Source organism: Pantoea sp. B65, assembly GCF_047308185.1.
GTDB lineage: Bacteria > Pseudomonadota > Gammaproteobacteria > Enterobacterales > Enterobacteriaceae > Erwinia.
This window is the reverse complement of the sequence record NZ_JAHXPU010000016.1, coordinates 64,814-88,042: the sequence shown is the minus strand read 5'-3', so window position 1 is coordinate 88,042 and position 23,229 is coordinate 64,814. Positions and strand designations below refer to the sequence as shown.

Below are 23,229 nucleotides of genomic sequence, written 5' to 3'. Positions count from 1 at the left end.
TTATTATCATCGGCATCTTATCGCCTGGTTTATATACCTGAAGTCATTGGAGTTGCAGCACGGCAGTATGGGATTGAATCCCTGCCTGGCCCCGGGGGCGGCATTTATCGCGTCGGCCCGAGCACAGCAGTTTCAACTACACAAGGTATAGGGCATAATCGCCGCAGGCAGTTTGATATGGCCAGCACAATTCGCAGGGAGCAAGGCTCTTCTTATCGATGTGCGCAACCAGAGCTAAAAAAGGCTTAGTGACCCGGGTGAAGTCGCCTCAGACAAGGCGTCGAGCCCCAATAAGGAATCAATTAATGCGCTGTAAAACGCTGACTGCTGCCGCAGTGGTACTTCTCATGATGACCGCTGGCTGTTCCACTCTGGAGCGAGTGGTTTACCGTCCGGACATCAACCAGGGCAACTACCTGGTGGCTAATGATGTTGCAAAAATTCATACCGGCATGACGCAACAACAGGTTGCTTACACGCTGGGTACGCCGATGATGCACGATCCATTTGGTAGCAATACCTGGTATTACGTGTTCCGTGAACAGCCGGGCCACCAGCCGGTGAAACAGCAAACGCTGACGCTGACATTCGACAACAGCGGCACGCTGATCAACATTGATAACAAGCCTAAGCTCACCGCCACTCAAGACTAAACGTGAACTGCGGGTATAAAAAAGGCGCTCAACCGGCGCCTTTATTTTTTTGCTGCCCGTTCCGCTCGCTGGCGGCGCAGCTCTTTAGGATCCGCAATTAACGGACGGTAAATCTCAACACGATCGCCATCATGCACTTCGTCATCCAGCTTTACCGGACGACTGAAGACGCCGACTTTGTTTGCGCCAAGATCGATATCGCGACGTAACTCCAGAATACCTGACGCCTTAATCGCCTGTTCAACGGTACTGCCTGCAGCCAGCTTTACGCTTTGCAGATACTGCTTTTGCGGCAATGCGTAGACCACTTCAACGGCAATATCAGGCACGATAGACCTCTTTTGCCCGCTGGGTAAACGCCTGCACCATACTGCTGGCCAGCTCTTTAAACACGCGCCCGAAAGCCAGTTCGACCAGCATATTGGTGAACTCGAACTCCAGGTTCAGTTCAACTTTGCAGGCGGCTTCGCTGAGCGGCGTAAAGTTCCAGCCCCCCGTCAGCTTACGAAACGGCCCATCAACCAGCTGCATATTAATGCTTTGATTGTCAGTCAGCGTATTACGGGTGACAAAGGTCTTACTGATACCCGCTTTAGAGACATCGACCGCTGCCGTCATCTGATTTTCGGCGAACTCCAGCACACGGCTACCGGTGCAACCCGGAAGAAACTCGGGATAAGCGTCGACATCATTCACTAACTGGTACATCTGTTCGGCGCTATAGGGCACAAGCGCTGAACGGCTAATCTGGGCCATATCGATTCCTGTTAATCTCAAAACAGTTAAATAATATCATTCCCGGCGATCAAACAAAATTCTCTGGCGCCAATGGCGTGCTAAAATAGCGCATTTCCCCGACAGGTATTGTTCAGGGGATGCCATTATTCACTGCCTGATGTAGACTAAGCCGCACTATGACAAAGAAAAAAGCAAATAAACCCGGTTCCGCTACCATTGCCATGAACAAACGCGCCCGTCACGAATACTTCATTGAAGAAGAGTTCGAGGCAGGACTTTCGTTACAAGGATGGGAAGTCAAATCACTCCGCGCCGGCAAGGCCAACATCAGCGACAGCTACATACTGTTGCGTGATGGCGAGGCTTATCTGTTTGGCTCAACCTTCCAGGCGCTGAGCGTGGCATCTTCGCACGTCGTCTGTGACCCCACTCGCAGCCGTAAGCTGCTGCTGAAAAAGCGCGAGCTGGATTCACTGTATGGCCGGGCGAATCGCGATGGTTACACTATCGTTGCACTTTCTATGTACTGGAAAAACGCCTGGGCCAAACTGAAAATTGGCGTAGCGAAGGGTAAGAAAGAACACGACAAGCGCGATGATATTAAAGATCGCGAATGGAAGTTAGACAAAGCACGTATCATGAAGCACGCAAATCGCTAAGCCACTGGCACAGCGAGCGGTTTTTCTGATATACTGCTTCACAGTACTTGGGGCTGATTCTGGATTCGACGGGATTTGCGTAGCCCTAGGAGCATGCCGAGGGGCGGTTTGCCTCGTAAAAAGCCGCAAAAAAATAGTCGCAAACGACGAAAACTTTGCACCTGCTGCTTTAGCAGCTTAATCAGCCTAAGAAACTGAAGGTGTCCTCTCTCCCTAGCCTCCGCTCTTAGGACGGGGATCAAGAGAGGTCAAAACTAAAAGAGATCGCGTGGATACCCTGCCTGGGGTTGAAGCGTTAAAACCAATCAGGCTAGTTTGTTAGTGGCGTGTCCGTCCGCAGCTAACCGGCGAATGTAAAGACCGGACTAAGCATGTAGTGCCGAAGGTGTAGTAATTCCGGACGCGGGTTCAACTCCCGCCAGCTCCACCAAAATTCTCCATCGGTGATTACCAGAGTCATCCGATGAAGTCCTAAGAGCCCGCATGGCGCAAGCCCTGCGGGCTTTTTTATGCCCTCAATTTATCCCGCGAAGTCCGAACTCAACTAATTAAATCCGAACCTTTTAGGCCCATTGATAGGCCCAACAAAACTATCTATTGTCTTTGTTGGGCCCAAAAGCGTGGAAGCTAATTATGGCAAGAAAAACCAAGCCTCTAACCGATACCGAAATCAAAGCAGCTAAATCAAAAGATGCCGATTACCTTCTTTACGATGGTGACGGCCTTACGTTATTGGTTAAGCACAGCGGCAGCAAACTTTGGCAGTTTCGCTACTACCGCCCTTTTACCAAACAACGGACAAAGCAGAGCTTTGGCTCCTATCCGTCAGTCACACTTTCAGATGCTCGCAGGCTTAGGGCTGAGTCACGGGCATTACTAGCCAAGGATATTGATCCTCAAGAGCACCAAGAGGAAAAAGTACGAAATTCCCTAGAGGCTAAAACGAATACCTTCATGATGGTTGCAGAACGTTGGTTAGGTGTGAAAAAGAACAGCGTGACAGAAGACTATGCGAAAGATATCTGGCGTTCTCTTGAGAGGGATATTTTCCCGGTAATTGGAGAGGTGAGTGTTACAGATATCAAAGCTCATACTCTGGTTAAGGCCGTTCAACCAGTTCAGGCAAGAGGGGCACTGGAAACCGTCCGCCGCCTATGTCAGCGTATCAATGAAATCATGATTTTTGCCCAGAACACGGGCCTGATAGATGCTGTTCCCAGCATTAACATTGGCAAAGCGTTCGAGAAGCCTCAGAAAAAGAATATGCCTAGCATTCGACCAGATCAATTACCTCAACTGATGCAGACGATGCGAACGGCCAGCATTAGCCTTTCAACACGATGTCTATTCATGTGGCAACTTCTCACCATCACCCGCCCTGCTGAAGCGGCAGAGGCTCGTTGGGAAGAGGTAGACATGGATTCGCGAGAGTGGAAGATTCCCGCATCACGTATGAAAATGAATCGTGATCATACTGTCCCATTATCAGATGAAGCAATTGCTGTTTTAGAGATGATGAAACTGTTAAGTGGCAATCAGGAATTCATTTTTCCAAGCCGTTTGAAACCTACTCAGTCAATGAATAGCCAAACGGTAAATGCTTCACTTAAAAGAGCTGGATTTGGCGGTATTCTCGTATCACATGGGTTGCGTTCAATTGCCAGTACTGCGCTCAATGAGCAAGGTTTCCCTCCTGATGTCATTGAGGCAGCACTTGCTCATGTGGACAAAAATGAGGTTCGTCGTGCGTACAACCGAAGCGATTATCTTGAGCAACGTCGTCCAATGATGCAATGGTGGGCAAATTTTGTTACTGCGGCTGATAAAGGAAGCATTATTGAAGGCGGTAGAAAAGGTATACAATTGATAGCCACTGCCTAGAATCTTTATGCCCTAAATCTGGGCATATTGTAAACCCACAGCTTCCCTTCTAAAACATCTATGGGCCTCAATAAATCCCACAAAAAACAATTAAAAAATGAGTTATGTCGCATTCCTATTGTGAGCATTATTCATATAGAGTTTCAATCTCCATAAAACTCTAATCACGACCTTATACGTAGTTTAAAATTAGGTATACACTACAATGCGAAAAGGTGCTTTAGTACCTTTTCGTAATTTCTTAATGAAACCAAATCCAACACAGACTCATTTAGAAACTTTTTTTATTTTTTCGTTTTACCGATTTATCGAAAGCAGCTTTTATCGCTGTATTATTAATTGACCAATCTTTATAAATGCTGTCCCGTAAAGCTTCTGGTTTATCGATAAAAGGCACGTACTTCCTTGAGTCGCCCAAATTACTATCTACGTCCAACATATTCAAGGACTCTACGAATTCGAAGAGCGTTGGCAGTAACTCATCAACAGCTGCTTTTTTAGTTTTCCAGCCCCCACGCGGTTTTTTTTCAGTAATCAGAACTAATAAATTCTCTTGAATCAAATAGGACAATTGAGCTCTAGAGTACCCGCCGGTCTGACCGGATTTCCTTCTTGTTTCAGAAAGAGCATTTTTACGATCTTCAAACTGCTTAAATAAGACCATCCCGAAGCAGGTGTCAAAATATTCCGAAGATAATCTCAATGCTTTTATAGCGGTATCCTCATCAAAACTCAGTATAACTCTACTCCAGTGAAAAAGCACTGATGCATACAGTAAATGCATGCGGAAAATATAATCAATAGGTGGATCTTGCACAACATTGCGTAATATTTCACTAGGAAACAATCTGAGATATTTATCCCAGTAATCACTTTCACTAATTGGTGATTTGAGAAATTTAATCATATTTGACTCATGCAACTTTATAATTTTTTGCCCAAGTCGAAAATCAGGTAAAGGGAGCCAGCAAATTTTCTTGTTCAAAATCTCATAATGGTTTAACCACTCAGCTACTCCGGGATGATTTTTTTCCATGATGGCACTGTATTGTAACCACTCACCGATTACACCCATCTCGCTCTTCAACATACTAACTTTTTCAGTAATTTTTAGAAGTAGAAAATTTTTCTCACTAGAGTAATTTTGTTTTTTATCAATTGGTTGAACCATTTACGTGGACCTGTAATTCTTGTGGTTTTGCTAGAAGGATTCTTTAAGAGATATCACCTGAGTAATCTTATCGCAACTGATACAAACCAATGAGAGAAAAAAATGAACCCTTCAGAAACGAGGATGTTACGTCTTAAGGCCGTAGTTGCAAAAACAGGTGTAGGCCGCTCAACCATCTATGATTGGCTGAACCCTAAATCCCCGAGACATGATGGTTCATTTCCTAAACAGCGCCGCCTTGGGCAGCAATCAGTTGGCTGGCTGGAATCAGAGATTGATGAGTGGCTGCTACAGCGACAGAAAATTTTCAAAGCCTGATTGGAGCTGGAGTCTGATATATATCTACCTAACAAAGAGGGAACATAAATGGGAAAGAAAGTTACATTCACAGCAAAAAGAGCTGAGTCAATCGAGGAGTTCCAACGTTCGGCTGCATTGAGAAAAACCTCGTTGTCTGAAGAAATCTCCAATGGACTGGATATACTTGCTCCTTTTTATGCAGCAATAAATAGCCATATTCATACTGTAAATGAAATTGAAAGAAATATTCAATCAATATTGAAAAAGTGCCTAAACCATGAGGTTTCTGAAAAAGACACGTTGAACTTCGAAAAAGCATTGTGGAGCATATGGGAGAATAACATCCGACAACAGCAGGAATTATTGGAAGATAATTTCTACATCCATAAAATGGCAGGCCAGCGCATGGGGAAGATCGAGGTTGATCAAATAGCAAAAGATGCAGAGGATCTGGTAGCAAAATTTGGAGCACAAAGAGTGATATGGATTTATACGGACAGAAGAGTGAATAATAAGCACCTCAAAGCAGGAGGAATTTCGAACATAATTATTATAAATAAAACTAATTTTGGTGGTTATTATTTTGACATCAACCACACGGTGATCATTCCCTTAATTGATCTTTCAATTTATGGTGCTACGAGGAGTATAAAGAATAAAGGCGTGAGGTTACTTCATTCCTATCTATGCTGGATACCCATATACCATACGAACAATATGGCGGTAATGGTACCTGTGCTCGAAGACAAATACATTCATTCAACGTGTCAGGAAAAATGTATTGTTACCATAATTAATCCATTTAATGAAGAGATAAGGAACATCTGAAACACAACCACTAAATAATATCTCAGACACTTATCCTCTCTCCAATTCATTAGATTATTAAATGTCTAGGTGGCTGTGTATGAGTGGATTCTCGACTATTTAATTTAGTGGTGTTTTTTGGTCGGGTATCATTAATTAATAATGAGCTTTGGAGTATGCATTATGGCCATTTATGCTTACGTTTCTGGTGAGGACCAGATGAAAAATAGACATAAATCAGAAAGTGGTGGTTCCGCATTCTTTACTTTTTTTTCTGAATTATCCGAGAGATGCGTTATTTACGAAAATACAAACCTAATCAGCAGTTCATTAAACCATAAAGGTGTAAGTAATGAGATCTGGGCAAGATTGGAGTTTGGTGACACACTTTTATTATCAGGATTGCATAGCCTCTCAAGTAGTGCAGATGAAATCGCCAGCGCTTTAATTTTTTTTGCAGAAAGAGGTATTACTATACAGTGCCTGTCGGGAATTGACTGTGAGGAAGGATTTAAAAAATCCGTTATCTCATATTCATTCATTCCTAAAATCCACAGTTCAATAGGAGGAGTAAGACTGTCAATTAGAAAAGATAAAAAAGCTGGTAGGCCCTATGGCAGCAAGCACTCAGATGAAATACGAAATTGTAGGCGTGCGGGATATACACAATCCTTAACTGCCCTTCTATTAAATGTGAGCATATCCACTGTGAAAAGACACTGGAAATAACTCTATAAATTATGAAACAACTGCAGAGTAGCTTTTAATTGAAGAGCCTAGGAAAAACACATAACAAGACCAAAACTTAATGTTGGATAGGTATTATACGTACAAACCATGTTAGATATAAACCATAAGGGTTGTAATAGCCCTTCACATCCCCTATTAACAACCATATTTTAACCTAGAGGATGATTACCGATAATTAACCTTTAGCCAACTATGTTAAATTTTCAAATCATGAACCAGAGGATTGTACTGGGGACTCTTACACATTCAACTTCATAATTACAGGAATTAAAATGAGTTATATGATTCAAATTGAAAACCTGCTTTACGAGGCTACTAATTTATATCCCAGACTTATGGCTCTCAGGGTAGACCTTCATCTTCCAGCCATCATTGACAACGGCGATAGTGTCTGCTGCTTTCATAACAATAGTTCTGGAGAAATATCCAGATTCAGAAATTCATTGAAATCAAAAATAGATGCTGATCAAAACCGCAAGAGACAACGAGGTTTGCGCATATACGACTCTCAAGCCTTTATCATTTGGGCAAAAGAATATTCTCAGGAAGGTAAATGCCATTATCATATTTGCCTACTATTCAACAAAGATGCCTACTATCATCTTGGAGACTATGAGCATGATAATAACCTGCGTTGTTTAATTATTGGGGCATGGTATAGCGCGATGGGATTGCAAAGCGATGATCATCTAGGCTTGGTGCATTTTGCTGAGAATGGTCGCTATTTTTTAAATAAAAATAGCTCTAACTTTAATGATTCTCGTAGTATGTTGCTAAAACGACTTGCTTATCTTGCAAAACCAGAGACTAAAATCTACGGTGAAGGTAGTCGTAATTACGGTTGTGGCCGCATATAGTTTTCAGGTCAGGAATGGCCTTCCATAGGAGGGCCATTTTTGACATTAGGCATTAAAGTTAAAAATGCATAAATTAATAATCAATTATAAATCATTTTAAAACTTACTTTTACAATAGTGAATCACGCACTAATTTGGCCTGCCCCCTAAATCAGATACAACGCTCAGTTAGTAATGTTGACTCCTTCATTCTAAGAATTCCCCTTTCACCATCTCTCTGCAAATTTCGCCGACGTCAGATAATTCAGTGTGGAGTGCGGTCAGCACCCGTTATAATTCTGACGCCATTCACTGATGGTTTTCATGGCATGGCTGCCACCAGCCTCTGCCTCGCACGTTCTGCGATATCCCAGACTTCTTCTCTATTCAATCAGAGCCTGTCTGAGGCATCATCTCCATTAAGCTAATTATCTTTTCAGGTCATTGAGGTATTGGATAAATTACTCATCCTGCAATTGCTGATTGTTAAGAAGACCAGTTCTATAACGCTCAAGAGAACGGATAAATCTTCCCTCCTGAGCCCATGTTGTTGCATCGTGTTCTGTCAGCTTTAAGATTTCATTCACATAGATTTCTGATAACGGGATTGTAAGCGGAAAGCTGCTCTTTTTCTTACCACCAAATATTTGAGTTCCGCCATTCAGCCAACAGGCAATCAGGCACACATTTGCAGGATCCCATCCAGCGTGTTTAGTCCGGTGAATTCTTTTGACCCGATAGTAAAAATGATGTAGCCCATTTCGAGTTTTATGATTTGCCATCAGCATTAACATAGGTGGTATGCTCCAGCCTGGTAGCCATGTATGTCGCCACATACCTATGCTGTCAGCAACTTCGATCATACGGGTAAATTCTTTAAGCATAAGTTGGCCTTGCCCACCACGAAGGTGCCGGCAAATCAGATAAGAGCGCAGAAAGGTTGCAGGCTCCATGAATCGCTCACGCCTTAAATGTGCTTCTTCCAACGATAGCGATTTTTCATTACGATCCAATGCGTTGAATCTCTTCGACTCTGCCCCTAAAGGGCAAAACTCCTCACTAGGTTCCTTTTTGGCGTGGCTAAAGCGTGGTGTAAAATCCTCGCTTGCAACAAGAAGTCCCTTTTGGTGAACCGATTTGTCACAAACAACACAGCATAACTCTGGCCAAAATTTCTTCTCTTTGCCCGATATCAAATTGGCGTATTCATCGAGCGTGATGATTCTCCTGACTCCGTTCTTAATTAAAATAGCTGTTTCCATAAGCCCTCTAATGATTTATCGCATCACTCTTCGTCAAAATCTGTTTCCCGCAATTTCCGCACATTCATCCGCATCGTCTGCGGCATCTGATCTTCATTGTCATCCCTAAGCCCTAGCATGACCTTATAGCCGTCAAGCAGATCTCGGTCGCCAAGCCTCAGAGGCTTGGCCCGAATGTTATGAGGCTATCTGCATCTCCGACGCCTTAACCCCCTCAGGTGTTGGAATGAGCGACCACAGCCGTGCATCAATTCCGTCATTTTGCAGTTTGCGCATGAAATATCGGGCCTGAAGGGCATCATGCGTTGCAATTACAACCTGGAAACCATGATCAACTATGTAATCACGCAATAAATCGAATACGGATGCTGCGTGAACCAAGTCATGATGCTGTGTCGGGTCATCCAGAAGTAGGCAGCGCCATGAGGACCACTGGTGTTCCAATGCCATGGAGAGCAAGAAGGTAAGCTGTAAATCAGTAAGCTGAGCTTCGCTGGCTATCGCCGGAACCGGCACTGACTCCCCATGTAACGGAACAGATACTTCAGCATGTTCCTTTCTGTAGATACTACGAAAACCCAAACTGGTGCCAGTAAAGCGCGGTTCTCTGACTACGCGTTTGAGCAAAGCCTGCCACCTTGGAACGACAGAGAGCACATGTTTTTGTACATTCGATATCTCAGCAGATAGGCAACGATTGAGCGTCTCCATCGCTTCAGATAATTGCAGCAACTGCATCTGATTTGTTCTTTCGTTATCAATTCGCTGGTTAAGACTCGTAGCAAATTCCCCCTCCGATGATGCTCCTCGGCGACGATCTATAAGCCCTTGTGCCAAACGAGTCTGTTCAAGCTTGCTCCAGGTACCAATCTCAATTTTGAGTGTTTGCAATTGTTCTAAATGTCGGGACAAGTCAGCAACAGATGACTGCAGTTGAATCTCTTTACTGCTCGCCACTTCGAGTGCGGGATTGCCGGGAAAGGACAGTTGTCTCCATGAATACCGGATTGAGGCTAGCTGAGCCTGAGCGTCAGTAATCTGCTTTTCGAGGCCACTTATCTTATTAATAACTTCAGTTAAAGGGGTATTCTGTCTTTCTAATGCAGACTGCTCAGCCTCAATTTTCGATTTTAATTCAGATAGTTGAATCGTATTTTTGTTTTGTTCAGTGGATAAATCAGTCAGCGTTTTTGAAGGGAGTACACCTGCTGTTATTGCGGCTAGTGCAGCGGCTGTTTGTTCAAGGCTAGCCAAGGCTCCAGCCCGATTCTGCCGCGCAGTATCCAGCTCGTGAGTCGACGTTTGGTACGCGTTTTTAGACGCTTCCAATATTTCAGGTGTCGGTAAGGGGGCAAGGTTAAGCTGTTTTTCGTCAAGCTGCTGTTTCGCTGAAGCATTTGATTCTTCGCGACGTTGGATAGACGATTTCGCTAGTTGTACCGTATCTCCGTCAAGAAGGATGTTTGTTTTGAGTTGATTGATCTCCGCTACTGAGCGAACGATATCGCCTCGCAGTTCAACAATTTTACTCTGGCACGTTTTCAATTCTGTTTCAGTATTCGTCACTGTTTCTGTACATTTACGCAAGTGATCGGATGCTGTTTTAACGCGCTGTTCTGCTTCGATAACTTTAGGGTCTATAGCCTCTAATGATTTGGTAATGCGTTCATGAAGAACGGCAGCGCCGTGTTCCACTCCACATAAAGGGCAGTCCCCACGATCCTCTGGTAAATGTGCAGCAATTGTAGCTACGGATTGCCTTATAGAGTCAGCAGTAGACGTGAGCATCTCATGGAATTGCTTCACTGAAAGCTCATCTGTTTCAGCTGATGCCTTTAACGAGTTCGCGCTATGAAGACGCTCCTGAAGTACACGCTCCTGAATTTCCTCATTGCTAACCAAGTCGGTAATGGTCGCAATATGTTGAAGAATGTCTTCCCAGCGCTTAATAAGTTGATGAGCACTAAGTAATTCACTATCTACAAGCTGCAAAGACTTACGCTGTTTATTTATAAGTTCATGTTCAATACGGAGCTGTTCGCTCCCCTCATGTACGCGCCTCAAGGTTGAGGCCAGAGACTGAGCGTCGGCCAACGCTTTGTCAGCTGACGCCAAGTCAAGCTTAGATTGTTCGAAGGCCTCTTTGGTTCGCGCCTCACTATTGAGCCGGTTAAGCTGCTGTATAATTACATCACGTTCTGCTTCAGCTGTGACAAGTTCCTTCTGGAGTTCATCTTTTTTATCAACTAGCTGAGAGCGTTCCTGTTGTTTTTGTGTAAGTTCTTCTTTAGCAGTTATAAGCGCATTGCCAAGCTGCTCAGAACGCGCTTGCTCAGAAACGAACCGGCCAATTAATCCATCTACTTCCATAAGTGCTGCAATCTGTTCGCGAAGTCGGCCCAGCTTTGCTTGTACTGTTTGCTCCAATGCCTCGTGCATTGTTTCCAGATTGCTAATACCCACTGGCGGAACCAGTAAACCTACTGGCAATTGTTCTGCACTCTGAGTATTGCGAGCGATGTCTGAGATTGATTCTGCGATGTTTTCTTTAGTGCGCAGGGCACCCTGAGATTGCGAGGCCGCCTGGTCCCTATCAAGAATCAAACTTTGCCACTCCCCAAACTCAGCTTCGAGCGCATCAAGGGCTCCCTTTGCTTGCTTCAGTTTTTCAGTGAGAGCGCGGCGAATTCCGCCAAGAGCATTACTAACTAGGGTTCCATCTTTACCAATTGGCAAGCGAGCCAGTTGTGCCCCAGCAACTTTTGCATCCGCTTTTACCAGCCATTGCCCCTCGCGCTGATCCAGTAAGTGGGTAAGTCTCAGTAAAAAGGGGATGTCCTCCGAATTCGTATCCGGAAAAAGAGAGCTTAAATCACCAGTCCTTTCGACGTTACCTTCGTTGCTCACCTGCGCAGAGGCTTGTACATCCCCAAAATCCAAGACCACCTTAGCGACTGTCTGGCTGTCCCTGATAATGGGTGAGAGATTTTCACCTAGACGAGAAATATTACCCGTGAGACTAAATTCGATCGCTTCGAAGAAGGCCGTTTTTCCCGTACCGTTAGGGGCCAGTAAAATGGTTGCACCGCCACTGAGCTCAATTTTTGTGTCGGTACCGTATCGGCGGACGTTTGAGAGCGTGATAGATTTAAGTTTTTTCATTGGAAGTCATTCTCTCCAAACGCCATATCCCTCAGCGAATTAACAATTTCATCGCCAGATTTCTCAGAGAGCAACAATTCACGCCATGCTTCGAGGTGAGGTTCTACCCAAGAGTGTGCTTGACACATAGAGTTCAGAGACGCTAGCAGAGGATCGCTGATATCATTCCCACCTCTCGCGGGTGTTAAAGACGCCAGAAAACTCCGATCAAGGAAGGAGTCAATATCTTCCTGATTTCTGAGTACCACCTTCCTGCAGAATCGATCGTCCGTTTCAAAACGGGCAGCATCTTCTGACTCAACTCCATCGATGAGCATAAACATGTAAAGGTCTGCTGTCTGCGGCTCTGCAAGTATGTCCCGGATATCAGCGGCCCATCGGAAAGCACTCTGAATATTATCCAAGTCACTAAGAAATGCTGTGATCAGTACTGTCCGCCATCCAGCATTTTCCCGATTAATGCGTCTGAGTTGTATTGCAGTCATGCCGATATCAATTGAGGGTGAAACCATTTCTTCCACATCTGGAAAATGAACTTCATAGCGACCTTCAGCACGCTTGGTTATAGCAGTAACGAGTTCTTGGATTGTCGGCATTTCAGGATCCTTTTGTATTCTTCTCAATGGCCGATTCACGAGCAAGCTTTCGATCTTGCCACTGCTTAGTGAAATGTTGGCGTACAGAGTCAAGTGTTCCATTATGCAGATGACGAAACATACCAGACCGCGTGACGAGCAAGTGAGGTTGACGCTCTGCGGCCATACTGGTCGCGGTCTCTGCGTCGTCAGCCATTCCTACATTCAATAATTCTGATGGGGATGTACTAACACCCGATAAGATAACGATGGGATCCGGATTAGGGCCAATAACGGCTATTAACGGATCGTCAGAAAGCTCACGTACTCCCGAAAAACCACCCACAGGACCAGACCAGTACTTAAGAGCAATACTCAATACTGGGCCATCTTCCTGAAAAGATTCCCAGTTATTACTGCCCTCAGGCAAACCCACTGCAACCAGCAATAAGGTTTCAACAGCGGTAACAAGAAGATTTAAAGTACGAAGGCCAAGGCGAAGCGCATGCTTTTCATTTTTTCTCTCAGTTTTCGGATACAAAAGCTGATCCATGAATTTTCGGCGGTTTTCAGGTGCAGCTGAGAACCCGCTCAGCCATGACTGCCAAACCGTCTCCATCGCATCTGCTAGCGCCAAATCTGAGATTGAGCCAAGTTTTTCTGAAACCCCTTGGAGAAGGCGTTGCCACAGCACGTCGTCCATGGCTTTAGCAAGCGCTTCAGCTTCACCTCGAGCAGCACTTAATGTCTTAAATTCATAATCTTGTGCACACGATAGGCGTTCGGCATTTTCAAGCCAAGGCAGGTCACTGAAGTCATGTTCTGCACAGCCAAGTGTGTGTCCAATTTCATGACCAACGCTACTGCGCCACGCTGGTTCACCTAACATCAGCCCCTGACTGCCTTGGGGTAAATGCAAAGCCATACGCACAATGGCAGAAAGAAGAGTCAGATTATCGCCTGCTGGGGGGGAGTAATTGGCATACACTCTGAGCTTGCGGTTACCGGGCTCACGACTCCACATGTGCTCAACGACTCCTTTTGCGGATCTTTCTGTTGGACCGGCAAGATCAAGCGTTCCGGCTAATGACCAAGTTTTACTAGTCATAGTAGAACCGTCGCTTAACTGATACTGCACCCAAGTTTCAACATCAGGGCGCAGTTCACTTCGCAGTTCCTGGACGACGTCATGGCATCCCAAGGCTGCTACGTCAGATGTTTCTGCCGCGATATAGGTAATTAAACGGTCCAGTGTACGATTCGGATCGCTGAAGTAACGGCCAAGCGTGTGAATTGTCCGATCTGTTAATGCCGCATCGTTACCGATACAACTGATTTGAACCCGGCGAAGGACATTTCGTATTTGGTTCCAGTCTTCGAATCCGCACCAGGTTGTTAACCATTGATAAGCCCTCGTGGTTGGGCCATCCTGACGCTTAGCTAATTCCTCTACACTGAGTCCTGTTTGGCGACAAAGATCACAGACTTCTTCTAAATGATTGACTGTAAAATTATCTTTTATCTGCAGGTGCAGACCCACGAGGGTGAGTCTGAACTTACGGTTGGGAGATTCATCAAGTTTTCCCGCTTTCGCGATTCTAGCAAGACTGGAAAACGCCGAGTCTAAAACGGAATTAGTCGGGGAAGTGAGAGAGGAACCCTTTCTGGGTTTTTTAGCGAGTTGTACAGCTTTGTCAGGATCTTTGGTACAAAAGTCAGTCGACTGGCGCTTAATCTGTAAATGCTCGTAGTGGTCTGTGGTGTGCATGATTACCACATCGTCCCACTCGTCAATGCCACCTTGTTCAGCACCAATCGACAGAGGCGCCAGCCTTCCGCTCAAGAATTTCTCAAGCATGTCTGCCAGACGCTGAGCAATCACCAGCTTTTCATAATCAGACTTCCGCTCCAGCCGGAACCTTCTGAGCATTCAGATTTTCCTTATTGCGTTTCTATTCTGAAAAAAATCTTAACCATGCTAACTGAATTGCAGGTGTTTTTATAGTGAGTTTGCCCCTCGCCCCTAAGAAGGAAACAAACGTTTTCTCCTAAATCTTTGTGGTCTGCCATTCTAATAAGTACTGTATATCTGTATAGTTATGCAATTCAGTTATTGCCGAAGTGACATGCACTACTCACAGCACGATCTCCGCCTTGGTTAAGCCAGTAACGTGCATCACGTTTTAAACACTGGTCAAGGCATGCATCTAAGCAAGGATACGGTCATTTTGGGTATAATCTACGATAAAACTCGGCTATGTTCGCGACACACTATCGCCTTATAGTTAAGTCAGTAAACCAAGAGAAAAGTGATATGAACCAATTCGATTCTTTGGAAATGTGCGCCGTTTCAGGGCGTCTGACTTCGATCGATTTGTTTGCCGGAGCGGGGGGGCTGTCTGAGGGGTTGAAGGAAGCAGGCTTCACGTCGCTTTATGCCAACGAGATCTCCCCACGCTACGCGCAAACCTATGCAATCAATCACCCTGGAACCAAGGTGGAGAGCCGAGACATCCGTGAAGTCGATGCTCAAAAAATCCGCAGCCTCTTGGGGTTGAAAAGAGGTGAGTTAGATTTAATTGCAGGAGGCCCACCTTGCCAGGGCTTTTCTATTAATGCGCCTAAACGATCTAACGAGGACTCTCGAAATCACCTGTTCCGTGAATATTTGCGTTTCGTTTCAGAATTTCAGCCTCGAGCAGTAATGATCGAAAACGTCCCAGGGATGGTGTCATTTGAGGGAGGGGCAACGCTGGATGCAATTCTCGAATCTCTAAAATCCCTTGGCTATGATTCCGACGTTCGAATCCTGTATGCACCTCATTTTGGCATTCCCCAAACCCGCTGGAGAACGATTATTCTCGGTTGCAGGGATGGCATTAATCCAACTGAACTTTTCCCAGAGCCACTTAGACAAGCTCCCGTGAGAATAAATTTCACCTCACAATTTGGTGGAAAGAATTTAGTTAACTTGCCTTTGTCGCTGGAATTGCCGTCACATGTTACGGTCAGAGATGCGATTGATGATTTACCCATACTGTGCAATGGAGAAATGGGTGAACCAGTGAAATATTATCGGCATCCGGCTGATAATCAGTATCAACAATTAATGCGAATTGGTTCGGATGGAGTGACGTGCCACGAAGCTGCTCGTTTAAGCAAAATCAATCTTGAGCGTATGGCACATATACCTCAAGGGGGAAACTGGACTGACATTCCCGACGATCTTTTACCAAGAGGAATGCGCATGGCCCGGCGCAGTGACCATACAAAACGCTATGGTCGAGTTCATCCGGATGGTCTTGCATCCACAATCCTGACCAAATGTGATCCTCACTGGGGAGCGTATTTTCACTATGAGCAGGACAGAGCCTTTACAGTTCGTGAGGCGGCTCGGTTGCAATCTTTCCCAGACACTTACATATTTTGTGGTTCAAGGGTTGAGCAATATGAACAAGTCGGCAATGCTGTGCCGCCGTTGCTTGGTGCGGCTTTAGGTCGGACAATTGCTCGTGTTCTTGGTAGTAGTAAGATAACTACAAGTAAAGTTAGGGAAGCGTAAAGTGGCAGGCAAAATTTGGGAATTTTTTGGTTATCGTGCTGATGACCATTCAGCTGCGGCAATCGCTGCTGTCAACGAAAAACAATGCCCCTTTTTGGCCGAGACATGCGAGAAGCGCCTTAGTGATGGCATAGTTGCTGGAGTTTGTACCATCAAACCGATGACCTCTGGGCCGGTTATGTGTTGTCCTATCCGTTTATACGCAGACAAATATCGCATCTTGTATGACGTAGCTAAAATTGCCTTTGAGGAAGATTATGAGCTGGTCGCCGGTGGGAAAGCGTCGGAAAGAGCGAAAGCGAAACAAGAACCCGTCGTTGCTGTCTTCGGCAAACGCTGGGGTGGTGAATTACGGCTACCGCAAAAAGATGGCGCGGGAAGTTACTTTGTAGATTGGGTTCTGGCACTGCTTGATGCTAATGGTAAATTAAAAGAATTTGTCGCCGTTGAAGTACAAACTATCGATACAACGGGTAATTATCGCAATGGGCGGGAAGGCTTGCTTTCACCTGAACGCACAAACCCAACGACGACAGTTGGCATGAACTGGGAAAATGTTAATAAGCGAATCTTGCCGCAACTGATTTATAAGGGCCAAGTGTTACAACGCGAAGCATTATGCCGAAAAGGCTTATTTTTTGTGTGCCCGCATCCGGTTTACACAAGAATAATGGGACGCCTTGGTGGTGCCAGTGGCTTGATTCGTTATGCGCTGCAACCTGCGTCGATCACGTTTCTTGCTTACGAGCACGATACAAATACGATTGACGGTTCAACCGTTCCGCTAAAAGGATTACCTCCTCATTCAACAACGGTTTACAAAGTTCAGGAAGCATTCAATAACGTAACTTTACCAGATGAAAACGTCTACCGAACAGCTATCGATATGGCACTAGGCAACGACAAAGGAAAGACTTAAGAGACAATTCATAGTTGACGTTGCCATTAGCGATGCAGGATTAATTCTCAACCAGAATTGAACACATCATCGTTCTTATTGAGCATACACTCGAAATAATTTCAGATAGATATCATCTCAGTGAGTCCCCCGCATCCTTACCAGATCGCGGGGATTTTATTTTCACGCTGAGATCTCAATATGACCAAACCTGACGGTCTTCAGGCCATCGAGAAGCCGCTGGCTTCACTTCCTGCCACTATTAGAAATCTAATCCTCGAGCACTTTCGCGCACTCACCAAATATGAACCGGTGATTGGCATCATGGGGAAAACAGGAGCGGGCAAAAGTAGTCTTTGCAACTCGTTATTTGCTGGCAACATTACTCCAGTAAGTGATGTTACCGCATGCACCCGAGAAGCGCTGTATTTTCGTCTTTACAACGGCAACCACAGCCTAGTATTAGTCGATTTGCCCGGTGTTGGCGAAAGTGAAATACGCGATGAGAAGTACAAAGCCTTGTACCGTAATATTCTTCCTGAGCTGGATCTGATCATATGGGTGATTAAAGCCGATGACCGAGCGCTAGCGGTGGATGAAAATTTTTACAGACATGTATTGGGAAATTCATTCCAGAATAAAGTGTTATTTGTCATTAACCAGGCTGACAAAACCGAACCGTGCCATGAATGGAACTCCGCTAACAACCAACCTTCACCACAGCAAATTGCTAACCTCGCTCTCAAATTTCACGACATTACACGCCTACTGCAGCCAATCAATCCGATATGCGCCATTTCGGTTAAAACTAACTGGAATATAACTGAGATGGTCGAGTTAATGGTTGAAAGCTTGCCAGACAAATCCACTAGTCCCCTTTCAGCCCAGCTACATAGCCACCTCAGGAGTGAACGCGTAAAGGAGACGGCTAGAAACGACTTTGGCAACGCTGCCGGTGGAATACTAGATGTTGTAGCTTCGCTTCCTGTGGTTTCCAGGCCAGTGAAATCATTGATTCATCAAATTCGTGATGCAGTCGTTTCAATCGCCCGTTGCGTGTGGGATTTTTTCTTCTAACAATTATTCGTTAAATATTCGCATGGAAAGGCCCCAACGCTCATGCGTCGGGGCCTTTCGTTTATTATGCAATAAGGAGTAAACCTTGGCTTTTCTCGTTTCGCGCTTAGCCGTGATGAACTTTTTCGCACTACGCTCAGCATTTTTCATCAGAACTATGCGCACCCTGATGAAAAACGATTAACAAATTACGGACACACCCTGTCCGAATTGTTCCCGGTCTGATTTGGCCAACGTCGGCAAGTTCCGTTGTATCCCGCCTGCAACCCCGCTTCAGCAAATCTCAAAATATTTTCTCGTGCGGTCATAACCTGTCCGACCCAGCCTTTAAAATAATCTCAATATTTCAGTATGTTAATTACGGAGATGACCTATGTGTCAGGCCGAACGTCGCTATGACAAACTTGCCATAAGGTTGTCGTTGATCATCAGCCGTCTGGTGGCCGGAGAGACGCTGAACCTGAGCAAACTGGCCGTGGAGTTCGGCGTTTCAGTACGTACTCTGCGGCGCGATTTCCGGGAAAGGCTCATATACCTAGATCTGGAATATCACAACGGGAACTGCCGGTTGCTTACCGGGGACAACGTGGTCCGGCGCGAGCACATCGCGCTTGCTTTTGCTCGGCAGAGTGGTGTGGCTGGATTATTTCCGGGACTAGATCACCGCCTTGTCAACACCCTGCTTGAAAGTGGCATTGAAGCGCCGTGCATTGTCTGGCAACCCACATCAGCAATGGGTGAAGCCCATCAAGGAATTTTCCAGCGGATTACTTCCGCTATCACCGGACGGCGTCGCATCACACTTCTGGCTGAAGGACACCGTTGTGAGCAACTTGCGCCATATCGCCTTATCTCGCTTGAAGGTCGCTGGTATCTCACGGGCGAGCTCGAAGGCAATATATCGGTATTTACACTGACTGATATTCAGACCATCGCCGTCAGTAATGAAATCTTCACCATGAATGAGCCTCTGCTGACGCTGATTTCAGACTCTGAATTTATCAGAGCTCTTCCCCATTTTCGTTTCTTTCAGTCTTTACTCGCTGGATCCGAAATCCGGCTAATACCTCACAAGGACAATCAACAATGAAATACTCCCCTGTTAAGGCATTAATTGCCTCTTTGATGCTAGCCGCTACATTTCAAAGTAGCGCGACAATAACCGGAACGGTTAAGGCCTGGCCCTACATGCAATCTGCTGGCTGGACGTCAGCCGACGGTGACGACTTCGAAACGATGAACAATGCGCTATTTCGGGCTGAGATTATCGATAACTATCCGTGGACGAAGCAATTCCTCCTGCGCGTTCGCGGCGGCGGTTCTTTCTATCTGGCTGATAAGAAGTCAAAAACGGTGCGCCATCTGAAGATTAAGTCGACTAGTGGTTACAGCTCCGATCTGAACTCAGTTTATCAGGGAGAAAATAACGGCAAGGGATGTTTCTTTGCTGTCATTGATGGAAAAGCATTGGCTCTCAACAGAGCTGAAGATGATATTACCGCCAGTTTTCCTCCCCGGCCAAATGCAGCTCAGGAACTGGCGCAGGTCAGAGAGCAGTTTAAGCCAGAAGTTGTCGCTGTTTTCCCGGACAGTTGCGTGAACAAGCAGCAGGAAGCAGCTATGAATGCCAAACGTTCGTCTGATGAACGCGCACTACAGCAGTGGGTCGCTAAAGAGAGCCTTAAAGAATTGTGCCGCAGGACGGGCAATTGCTAATTAGGGAGAAAGCCAATGATTCATTTTCCAAAACTGCTGATGGCGGTTGCCATAACGGCTTCAGTGCTGCTGACGGGTTGCGACAACAGTGATGATGGTGGCACTAACATTATTTCAAAATACCACGATCTAACACCACCACCTTTCAGCGATATTGTTTCGTCGAAAAGTGATATCGCCTACCAGTGGATCAAAAAAGATGCATTTGGCCAGGAACAATATCGGGTAATTAAAACGGTGAAATCACCGGATGGCTGTAAATCAGGTAATTATTACTATATCGCTGATATGCGGGAAAAGACCGTACAGCCACTCATGTCTGCGCTGTGCTTGTCCGATAATATTACACTGAGCTTCAGGGAAGAAACCGATGATTATACCGGTGAAAAATCCGTCATTTATTACCATGACGGAAAAGAGATGGGTAAAATCTACATGCCTAAAAATCAGGAGGATAAACAATGATAAAAGGAAGTCGAGCCATTCTGGCTGTAATAGCACTCTCCATCTCAGGCATTTCATCAGCTTATGCCGAAGAGCAGCACTACATCAGCATACGCAATACTGACAGTGTCTGGGTACCAGGTGGGTTATGTTCTCTTAAGTTCCAGCTGGACAATGGCGGCAGTGGTCAGGGCTTTAACAAGCTTGCTGTGACTATGCGGGTTAAAGATAACAAGGGAGACATTATTGAGGAGGGGGTAATGGATGTCGAACCCTTTGGCGACAGTGATGCCACGCGTTCGCAAAACGCTTATCTTGAAACCACTTGCAATGATGACGCTAGCTCGATTGAGGTTGTTAAGGCAACTGAAATGATAAATGGTAAAGAGTTCAGTTTGCCATTGTCAGTATTCGATACGCAGTATTATAAGCCACTGACAGTCACTGTTAATAAGTAACCCGCCTTAATATAAAACATAAAGCTTAGAGCCCCCACTGCTTCCGCAGTGGGGGCTTTTTATTTATCAACTGCTCGTTAGCAAATCAATTTTATTTAAACTGAAATTTAATAAGGCATTATTTAAATGAAAGAATCTTTAATTACCAATAATTCGGTTTCAGAAGAAATGCGACTGCAATTCTGGCCGAAACACTTCGGCAAAATCCCGCAGTGGATGCTGCTGGAGCCTCGTGCTTTCGCTTGGATGGACCGCCTGTGCGAAGCCTATAACGGCGGTTACTGGAATTATTACACGCTCAGCAACGGCGGTGCCTTCATCGCACCTGACAGCGAGGACAATTGGTCCATATTCAACAAGCTGAATGGCAACAGCGCAGAAATGAGCAGCGAAGCGGCTGGCATCAGTGTCTGCCTGCTGAACTGGAGCCACCATGCCTGCAGAACTGGCAGCCCCTCCATGAGTGAACACTACTATCACCTGCGTGAATTTGCGCTGAGCCATCCTGAAAGCAGCGCCATCATGCACATCATCGACTGAAGGTGGATAACATTATGGAAAGTACCGCATTACCTCATCCACTCACTTCACACCGCACCATAAAACGCGCCCTGACGTTGATCGAAAATCACCTGCGTGAACCGGGCGTAGCGTTTACTTCGGCAGCACTTACCCGCGACTGGCTGCGGCTGAACCTTGCAGGGCTGGAGCGGGAAGTGTTTATGGTGATATTTCTGGATAACCAGAACCGGCTGCTGGCACACGAAACCCTGTTTCACGGCTCCATCACCAGCACGGAAATTCATCCCCGCGAGGTGGTTAAAGCCGCATTACGGCACAACGCCGCCGCTGCCATCTTTGCCCACAATCATCCATCCGGATATGCCGAGCCCAGCAATGCCGACCGGCGTATCACCGAACGCCTGAAAAAAGCGCTGATGCTAGTCGAGGTGCGCGTACTCGACCATCTGATTGTCGGCAGCAAAGAGATTGTCTCGTTCGCCGAACGCGGCTGGTCCTGAAGGAGGACATATGCATTCTCAACAATGGGGGCTGACGTGCAGTAAAACGCCGTGCTTCGGTGCCAGGCTGGTGCAGGAAGGCAACCGGCTGCACTTCCTGGCTGACCGGGCAGGATTTACCGGCGACTTCAGCGACGATGAAGCTCTTCGCCTTGACAAGGCTTTTCCGCTGATAATGAAACAGCTGGAACAGATGATGTCAGCCGGTGAGCTGAATCCCCGCCAGCAGCAACGCGTTACCCTGCATCACAACGGGCTGACCTGCCAGGCCGATACCCTCGGCTCACACGGTTATGTTTACATCGCGATTTATCCCTCTTCGACTGTAACCGATTGACCGGCCACCGCCAAAAAACAGGACACACCCAATGCAAACTTTACCGTTACCCGAGCCACGGGCGGCTGAGCCATGCCCGTCGCCCGTGCAGGTCTGGCAGTTGCTGCTCACACATCTGCTGGATAAACACTATGGCCTCACGCTCAACGACACGCCGTTTGGCGACGACAGCGTGATTCAGGCGCACATCAACGCCGGTATCTCCCTGTGTGATGCTGTCAATTTCATTGTGGAAAGGTATGAACTGGTGCGCACCGACCACAGCCGTTTCAGCCTCACCGCACGCTCTTCACTGATTGGTGCCATCGACATTCTGCGTGCGCGTCGTGCGACCGGACTGATAGTAAGCAGCGGCTACAGCACCATCACCCGCATCACAACAGGCCGATATCGGGAGGACAAAACACAGTGAAAATCGGTCTGAACCTTAACGCTGACAGCATCAATGTACTGGCGCTGAACATGGGGAAAATAGCGGTCGATGTTGACGGTATCGAGCTCACTGAGCTGATAGCTGCCGTTAATGCGCAGGGGCTGACGCTGCGTATCGCGGAAGAACCCGGAAAGGTGGTGGTTGAAAATCCGCTGCCTGATGGCTCCCGCTTTGCTGGCGTCTGCTGCAGCACAGCCCATATCACCAGCGAGGATAATTCGCTGCTGTATACGCTTTCTCATCAGGCACAGGAATACAGCGATGCGGAGTGGATACACTTCACCGGCTCGGGTTACCTCATCCGGCTGGATGCCTGGTCATATCCGCTGCTGCACCTGAAGCGGCTGGGCCTGTCAAAGGTCTGCCGACGCCTGGTTTTCACACTGAGAAGCCGTTACAGCATCGGCCTGATTCATCTGGATGCATTTGGTGAACTGCTGCCGGGATTTGACATTTTTGATTGGTAACGTTGCTTGCCCAATTCTTTC

General features: G+C 46.2%; 26 protein-coding genes and 1 other RNA gene. 20 read left to right on the top strand and 7 right to left on the bottom strand.

Annotated elements, in window-relative coordinates:
- The first annotated feature begins 305 nt into the window (after positions 1-305).
- On the top strand, positions 306-653 hold the full coding sequence (gene bamE / locus JWF83_RS05805) for an outer membrane protein assembly factor BamE (RefSeq protein ID WP_413649255.1): 348 nt from the start codon (positions 306-308) through the stop codon (positions 651-653).
- A gap of 41 nt (positions 654-694) precedes the next feature.
- On the opposite strand, the gene JWF83_RS05800 is transcribed toward bamE, so the two are convergent.
- Complete coding sequence (locus JWF83_RS05800) at positions 695-982, bottom strand: RnfH family protein (RefSeq protein ID WP_413649254.1); 288 nt, start codon at positions 980-982, stop codon at positions 695-697.
- Positions 975-1,409, bottom strand: a complete 435-nt coding sequence (locus JWF83_RS05795) for a type II toxin-antitoxin system RatA family toxin (protein WP_413649253.1) — start codon at positions 1,407-1,409, stop codon at positions 975-977. Before JWF83_RS05795 ends, JWF83_RS05800 begins: the two co-directional genes overlap by 8 nt.
- A 158-nt stretch (positions 1,410-1,567) precedes the next feature.
- On the opposite strand from JWF83_RS05795, the gene smpB reads away from it, so the two are divergent.
- From smpB to JWF83_RS05780, 3 genes are all read left to right on the top strand, one after another.
- Complete coding sequence (smpB, locus tag JWF83_RS05790; protein WP_413649252.1) at positions 1,568-2,050, top strand: SsrA-binding protein SmpB; 483 nt, start codon at positions 1,568-1,570, stop codon at positions 2,048-2,050.
- A gap of 49 nt (positions 2,051-2,099) precedes the next feature.
- Positions 2,100-2,480: a transfer-messenger RNA gene (gene ssrA / locus JWF83_RS05785) on the top strand.
- 203 nt (positions 2,481-2,683) lie between these two features.
- A complete protein-coding gene (locus JWF83_RS05780) occupies positions 2,684-3,931 on the top strand; it encodes an integrase domain-containing protein (RefSeq protein WP_413649251.1) in 1,248 nt (415 codons plus the stop codon).
- A 271-nt stretch (positions 3,932-4,202) separates the two neighbouring features.
- Here the strand turns inward: JWF83_RS05780 and JWF83_RS05775 are convergent, their stop codons facing one another.
- Complete coding sequence (locus tag JWF83_RS05775; RefSeq protein WP_413649250.1) at positions 4,203-5,102, bottom strand: hypothetical protein; 900 nt, start codon at positions 5,100-5,102, stop codon at positions 4,203-4,205.
- A 102-nt stretch (positions 5,103-5,204) separates the two neighbouring features.
- Here JWF83_RS05775 and JWF83_RS05770 point away from each other — a divergent pair, with 102 nt between their 5' ends.
- From JWF83_RS05770 to JWF83_RS05755, 4 genes are all read left to right on the top strand, one after another.
- Positions 5,205-5,420, top strand: coding sequence for a helix-turn-helix transcriptional regulator (locus JWF83_RS05770; protein ID WP_413649249.1), 216 nt, complete (start codon positions 5,205-5,207; stop codon positions 5,418-5,420).
- A gap of 48 nt (positions 5,421-5,468) precedes the next feature.
- Positions 5,469-6,230, top strand: a complete 762-nt coding sequence (locus JWF83_RS05765) for a hypothetical protein (RefSeq protein ID WP_413649248.1) — start codon at positions 5,469-5,471, stop codon at positions 6,228-6,230.
- A gap of 198 nt (positions 6,231-6,428) precedes the next feature.
- Positions 6,429-6,938 carry a hypothetical protein gene (locus JWF83_RS05760; RefSeq protein ID WP_413649247.1) on the top strand — a complete coding sequence of 170 codons (510 nt, stop codon included), beginning with the start codon at positions 6,429-6,431 and terminating at the stop codon, positions 6,936-6,938.
- A 293-nt stretch (positions 6,939-7,231) separates the two neighbouring features.
- Positions 7,232-7,816: an inovirus Gp2 family protein gene (locus JWF83_RS05755; protein WP_413649246.1), complete on the top strand. Its 585-nt coding sequence runs from the start codon at positions 7,232-7,234 to the stop codon at positions 7,814-7,816.
- Between the two features lie 440 nt (positions 7,817-8,256).
- Here JWF83_RS05755 and JWF83_RS05750 read toward each other — a convergent pair whose 3' ends face one another.
- The 4 genes from JWF83_RS05750 to JWF83_RS05735 all read right to left on the bottom strand — a co-directional run bounded on the left by JWF83_RS05750 (position 8,257) and on the right by JWF83_RS05735 (position 14,724).
- The gene (locus tag JWF83_RS05750; RefSeq protein WP_413649245.1) at positions 8,257-9,057 is read right to left on the bottom strand and encodes a hypothetical protein; all 801 of its coding nucleotides are present in this window, start codon (positions 9,055-9,057) and stop codon (positions 8,257-8,259) included.
- Positions 9,058-9,234: 177 nt separating this feature from the next.
- Positions 9,235-12,219, bottom strand: coding sequence for an AAA family ATPase (locus JWF83_RS05745; protein ID WP_413649244.1), 2,985 nt, complete (start codon positions 12,217-12,219; stop codon positions 9,235-9,237).
- Positions 12,216-12,815 carry an ABC-three component system middle component 1 gene (locus tag JWF83_RS05740; RefSeq protein WP_413649243.1) on the bottom strand — a complete coding sequence of 200 codons (600 nt, stop codon included), beginning with the start codon at positions 12,813-12,815 and terminating at the stop codon, positions 12,216-12,218. Before JWF83_RS05740 ends, JWF83_RS05745 begins: the two co-directional genes overlap by 4 nt.
- A gap of 1 nt (position 12,816) precedes the next feature.
- Positions 12,817-14,724 carry an ABC-three component system protein gene (locus tag JWF83_RS05735; RefSeq protein WP_413649242.1) on the bottom strand — a complete coding sequence of 636 codons (1,908 nt, stop codon included), beginning with the start codon at positions 14,722-14,724 and terminating at the stop codon, positions 12,817-12,819.
- 384 nt (positions 14,725-15,108) lie between these two features.
- Between JWF83_RS05735 and JWF83_RS05730 the strand changes: the two genes are divergently transcribed.
- The 12 genes from JWF83_RS05730 to JWF83_RS05675 all read left to right on the top strand — a co-directional run bounded on the left by JWF83_RS05730 (position 15,109) and on the right by JWF83_RS05675 (position 23,208).
- Positions 15,109-16,356 carry a DNA cytosine methyltransferase gene (locus JWF83_RS05730; RefSeq protein ID WP_413649241.1) on the top strand — a complete coding sequence of 416 codons (1,248 nt, stop codon included), beginning with the start codon at positions 15,109-15,111 and terminating at the stop codon, positions 16,354-16,356.
- A 1-nt stretch (position 16,357) separates the two neighbouring features.
- Positions 16,358-17,275, top strand: coding sequence for a NotI family restriction endonuclease (locus JWF83_RS05725; protein ID WP_413649240.1), 918 nt, complete (start codon positions 16,358-16,360; stop codon positions 17,273-17,275).
- 180 nt (positions 17,276-17,455) lie between these two features.
- On the top strand, positions 17,456-18,331 hold the full coding sequence (locus JWF83_RS05720; protein ID WP_413649239.1) for a GTPase family protein: 876 nt from the start codon (positions 17,456-17,458) through the stop codon (positions 18,329-18,331).
- A 373-nt stretch (positions 18,332-18,704) separates the two neighbouring features.
- Positions 18,705-19,421 (top strand): WYL domain-containing protein, encoded by a 717-nt coding sequence (locus tag JWF83_RS05715; protein WP_413649238.1) that lies wholly within the window; start codon positions 18,705-18,707, stop codon positions 19,419-19,421.
- Positions 19,418-20,047 (top strand): hypothetical protein, encoded by a 630-nt coding sequence (locus tag JWF83_RS05710; protein WP_413649237.1) that lies wholly within the window; start codon positions 19,418-19,420, stop codon positions 20,045-20,047. The genes JWF83_RS05715 and JWF83_RS05710 overlap by 4 nt, the downstream gene beginning before the upstream one ends.
- Before the next feature lie 15 nt (positions 20,048-20,062).
- Positions 20,063-20,512 (top strand): YfjS/YafY family lipoprotein, encoded by a 450-nt coding sequence (locus tag JWF83_RS05705; protein ID WP_413649236.1) that lies wholly within the window; start codon positions 20,063-20,065, stop codon positions 20,510-20,512.
- Complete coding sequence (locus tag JWF83_RS05700) at positions 20,512-20,949, top strand: IrmA family protein (RefSeq protein ID WP_413649437.1); 438 nt, start codon at positions 20,512-20,514, stop codon at positions 20,947-20,949. The genes JWF83_RS05705 and JWF83_RS05700 overlap by 1 nt, the downstream gene beginning before the upstream one ends.
- Positions 20,950-21,075: 126 nt before the next feature.
- Positions 21,076-21,489 carry an antirestriction protein gene (locus tag JWF83_RS05695; RefSeq protein ID WP_413649235.1) on the top strand — a complete coding sequence of 138 codons (414 nt, stop codon included), beginning with the start codon at positions 21,076-21,078 and terminating at the stop codon, positions 21,487-21,489.
- Between the two features lie 14 nt (positions 21,490-21,503).
- Entirely contained in the window at positions 21,504-21,971 is a 468-nt protein-coding gene (gene radC, locus JWF83_RS05690) for a RadC family protein (RefSeq protein ID WP_413649234.1), read from the top strand.
- Positions 21,972-21,981: 10 nt separating this feature from the next.
- Positions 21,982-22,308: a type IV toxin-antitoxin system YeeU family antitoxin gene (locus tag JWF83_RS05685; protein ID WP_413649233.1), complete on the top strand. Its 327-nt coding sequence runs from the start codon at positions 21,982-21,984 to the stop codon at positions 22,306-22,308.
- Positions 22,309-22,339: 31 nt separating this feature from the next.
- Positions 22,340-22,720: a TA system toxin CbtA family protein gene (locus JWF83_RS05680; RefSeq protein ID WP_413649232.1), complete on the top strand. Its 381-nt coding sequence runs from the start codon at positions 22,340-22,342 to the stop codon at positions 22,718-22,720.
- Positions 22,717-23,208, top strand: coding sequence for a DUF5983 family protein (locus tag JWF83_RS05675; RefSeq protein ID WP_413649231.1), 492 nt, complete (start codon positions 22,717-22,719; stop codon positions 23,206-23,208). Before JWF83_RS05680 ends, JWF83_RS05675 begins: the two co-directional genes overlap by 4 nt.
- Positions 23,209-23,229: the final 21 nt, after the last annotated feature.

What these genes read in the sequence shown, in the direction of transcription:
- bamE (WP_413649255.1), top strand. Translation starts at nt 306, where the DNA reads ATGCGCTGTAAAACGCTGACTGCTGCCGCAGTGGTACTTCTCATGATG.
- JWF83_RS05795 (WP_413649253.1), bottom strand. Translation starts at nt 1,409, where the DNA reads ATGGCCCAGATTAGCCGTTCAGCGCTTGTGCCCTATAGCGCCGAACAG.
- smpB (WP_413649252.1), top strand. Translation starts at nt 1,568, where the DNA reads ATGACAAAGAAAAAAGCAAATAAACCCGGTTCCGCTACCATTGCCATG.
- JWF83_RS05780 (WP_413649251.1), top strand. Translation starts at nt 2,684, where the DNA reads ATGGCAAGAAAAACCAAGCCTCTAACCGATACCGAAATCAAAGCAGCT.
- JWF83_RS05775 (WP_413649250.1), bottom strand. Translation starts at nt 5,102, where the DNA reads ATGGTTCAACCAATTGATAAAAAACAAAATTACTCTAGTGAGAAAAAT.
- JWF83_RS05770 (WP_413649249.1), top strand. Translation starts at nt 5,205, where the DNA reads ATGAACCCTTCAGAAACGAGGATGTTACGTCTTAAGGCCGTAGTTGCA.
- JWF83_RS05765 (WP_413649248.1), top strand. Translation starts at nt 5,469, where the DNA reads ATGGGAAAGAAAGTTACATTCACAGCAAAAAGAGCTGAGTCAATCGAG.
- JWF83_RS05760 (WP_413649247.1), top strand. Translation starts at nt 6,429, where the DNA reads ATGAAAAATAGACATAAATCAGAAAGTGGTGGTTCCGCATTCTTTACT.
- JWF83_RS05755 (WP_413649246.1), top strand. Translation starts at nt 7,232, where the DNA reads ATGAGTTATATGATTCAAATTGAAAACCTGCTTTACGAGGCTACTAAT.
- JWF83_RS05750 (WP_413649245.1), bottom strand. Translation starts at nt 9,057, where the DNA reads ATGGAAACAGCTATTTTAATTAAGAACGGAGTCAGGAGAATCATCACG.
- JWF83_RS05745 (WP_413649244.1), bottom strand. Translation starts at nt 12,219, where the DNA reads ATGAAAAAACTTAAATCTATCACGCTCTCAAACGTCCGCCGATACGGT.
- JWF83_RS05740 (WP_413649243.1), bottom strand. Translation starts at nt 12,815, where the DNA reads ATGCCGACAATCCAAGAACTCGTTACTGCTATAACCAAGCGTGCTGAA.
- JWF83_RS05735 (WP_413649242.1), bottom strand. Translation starts at nt 14,724, where the DNA reads ATGCTCAGAAGGTTCCGGCTGGAGCGGAAGTCTGATTATGAAAAGCTG.
- JWF83_RS05730 (WP_413649241.1), top strand. Translation starts at nt 15,109, where the DNA reads ATGAACCAATTCGATTCTTTGGAAATGTGCGCCGTTTCAGGGCGTCTG.
- JWF83_RS05720 (WP_413649239.1), top strand. Translation starts at nt 17,456, where the DNA reads ATGACCAAACCTGACGGTCTTCAGGCCATCGAGAAGCCGCTGGCTTCA.
- JWF83_RS05715 (WP_413649238.1), top strand. Translation starts at nt 18,705, where the DNA reads ATGTGTCAGGCCGAACGTCGCTATGACAAACTTGCCATAAGGTTGTCG.
- JWF83_RS05710 (WP_413649237.1), top strand. Translation starts at nt 19,418, where the DNA reads ATGAAATACTCCCCTGTTAAGGCATTAATTGCCTCTTTGATGCTAGCC.
- JWF83_RS05705 (WP_413649236.1), top strand. Translation starts at nt 20,063, where the DNA reads ATGATTCATTTTCCAAAACTGCTGATGGCGGTTGCCATAACGGCTTCA.
- JWF83_RS05695 (WP_413649235.1), top strand. Translation starts at nt 21,076, where the DNA reads ATGAAAGAATCTTTAATTACCAATAATTCGGTTTCAGAAGAAATGCGA.
- radC (WP_413649234.1), top strand. Translation starts at nt 21,504, where the DNA reads ATGGAAAGTACCGCATTACCTCATCCACTCACTTCACACCGCACCATA.
- JWF83_RS05685 (WP_413649233.1), top strand. Translation starts at nt 21,982, where the DNA reads ATGCATTCTCAACAATGGGGGCTGACGTGCAGTAAAACGCCGTGCTTC.
- JWF83_RS05680 (WP_413649232.1), top strand. Translation starts at nt 22,340, where the DNA reads ATGCAAACTTTACCGTTACCCGAGCCACGGGCGGCTGAGCCATGCCCG.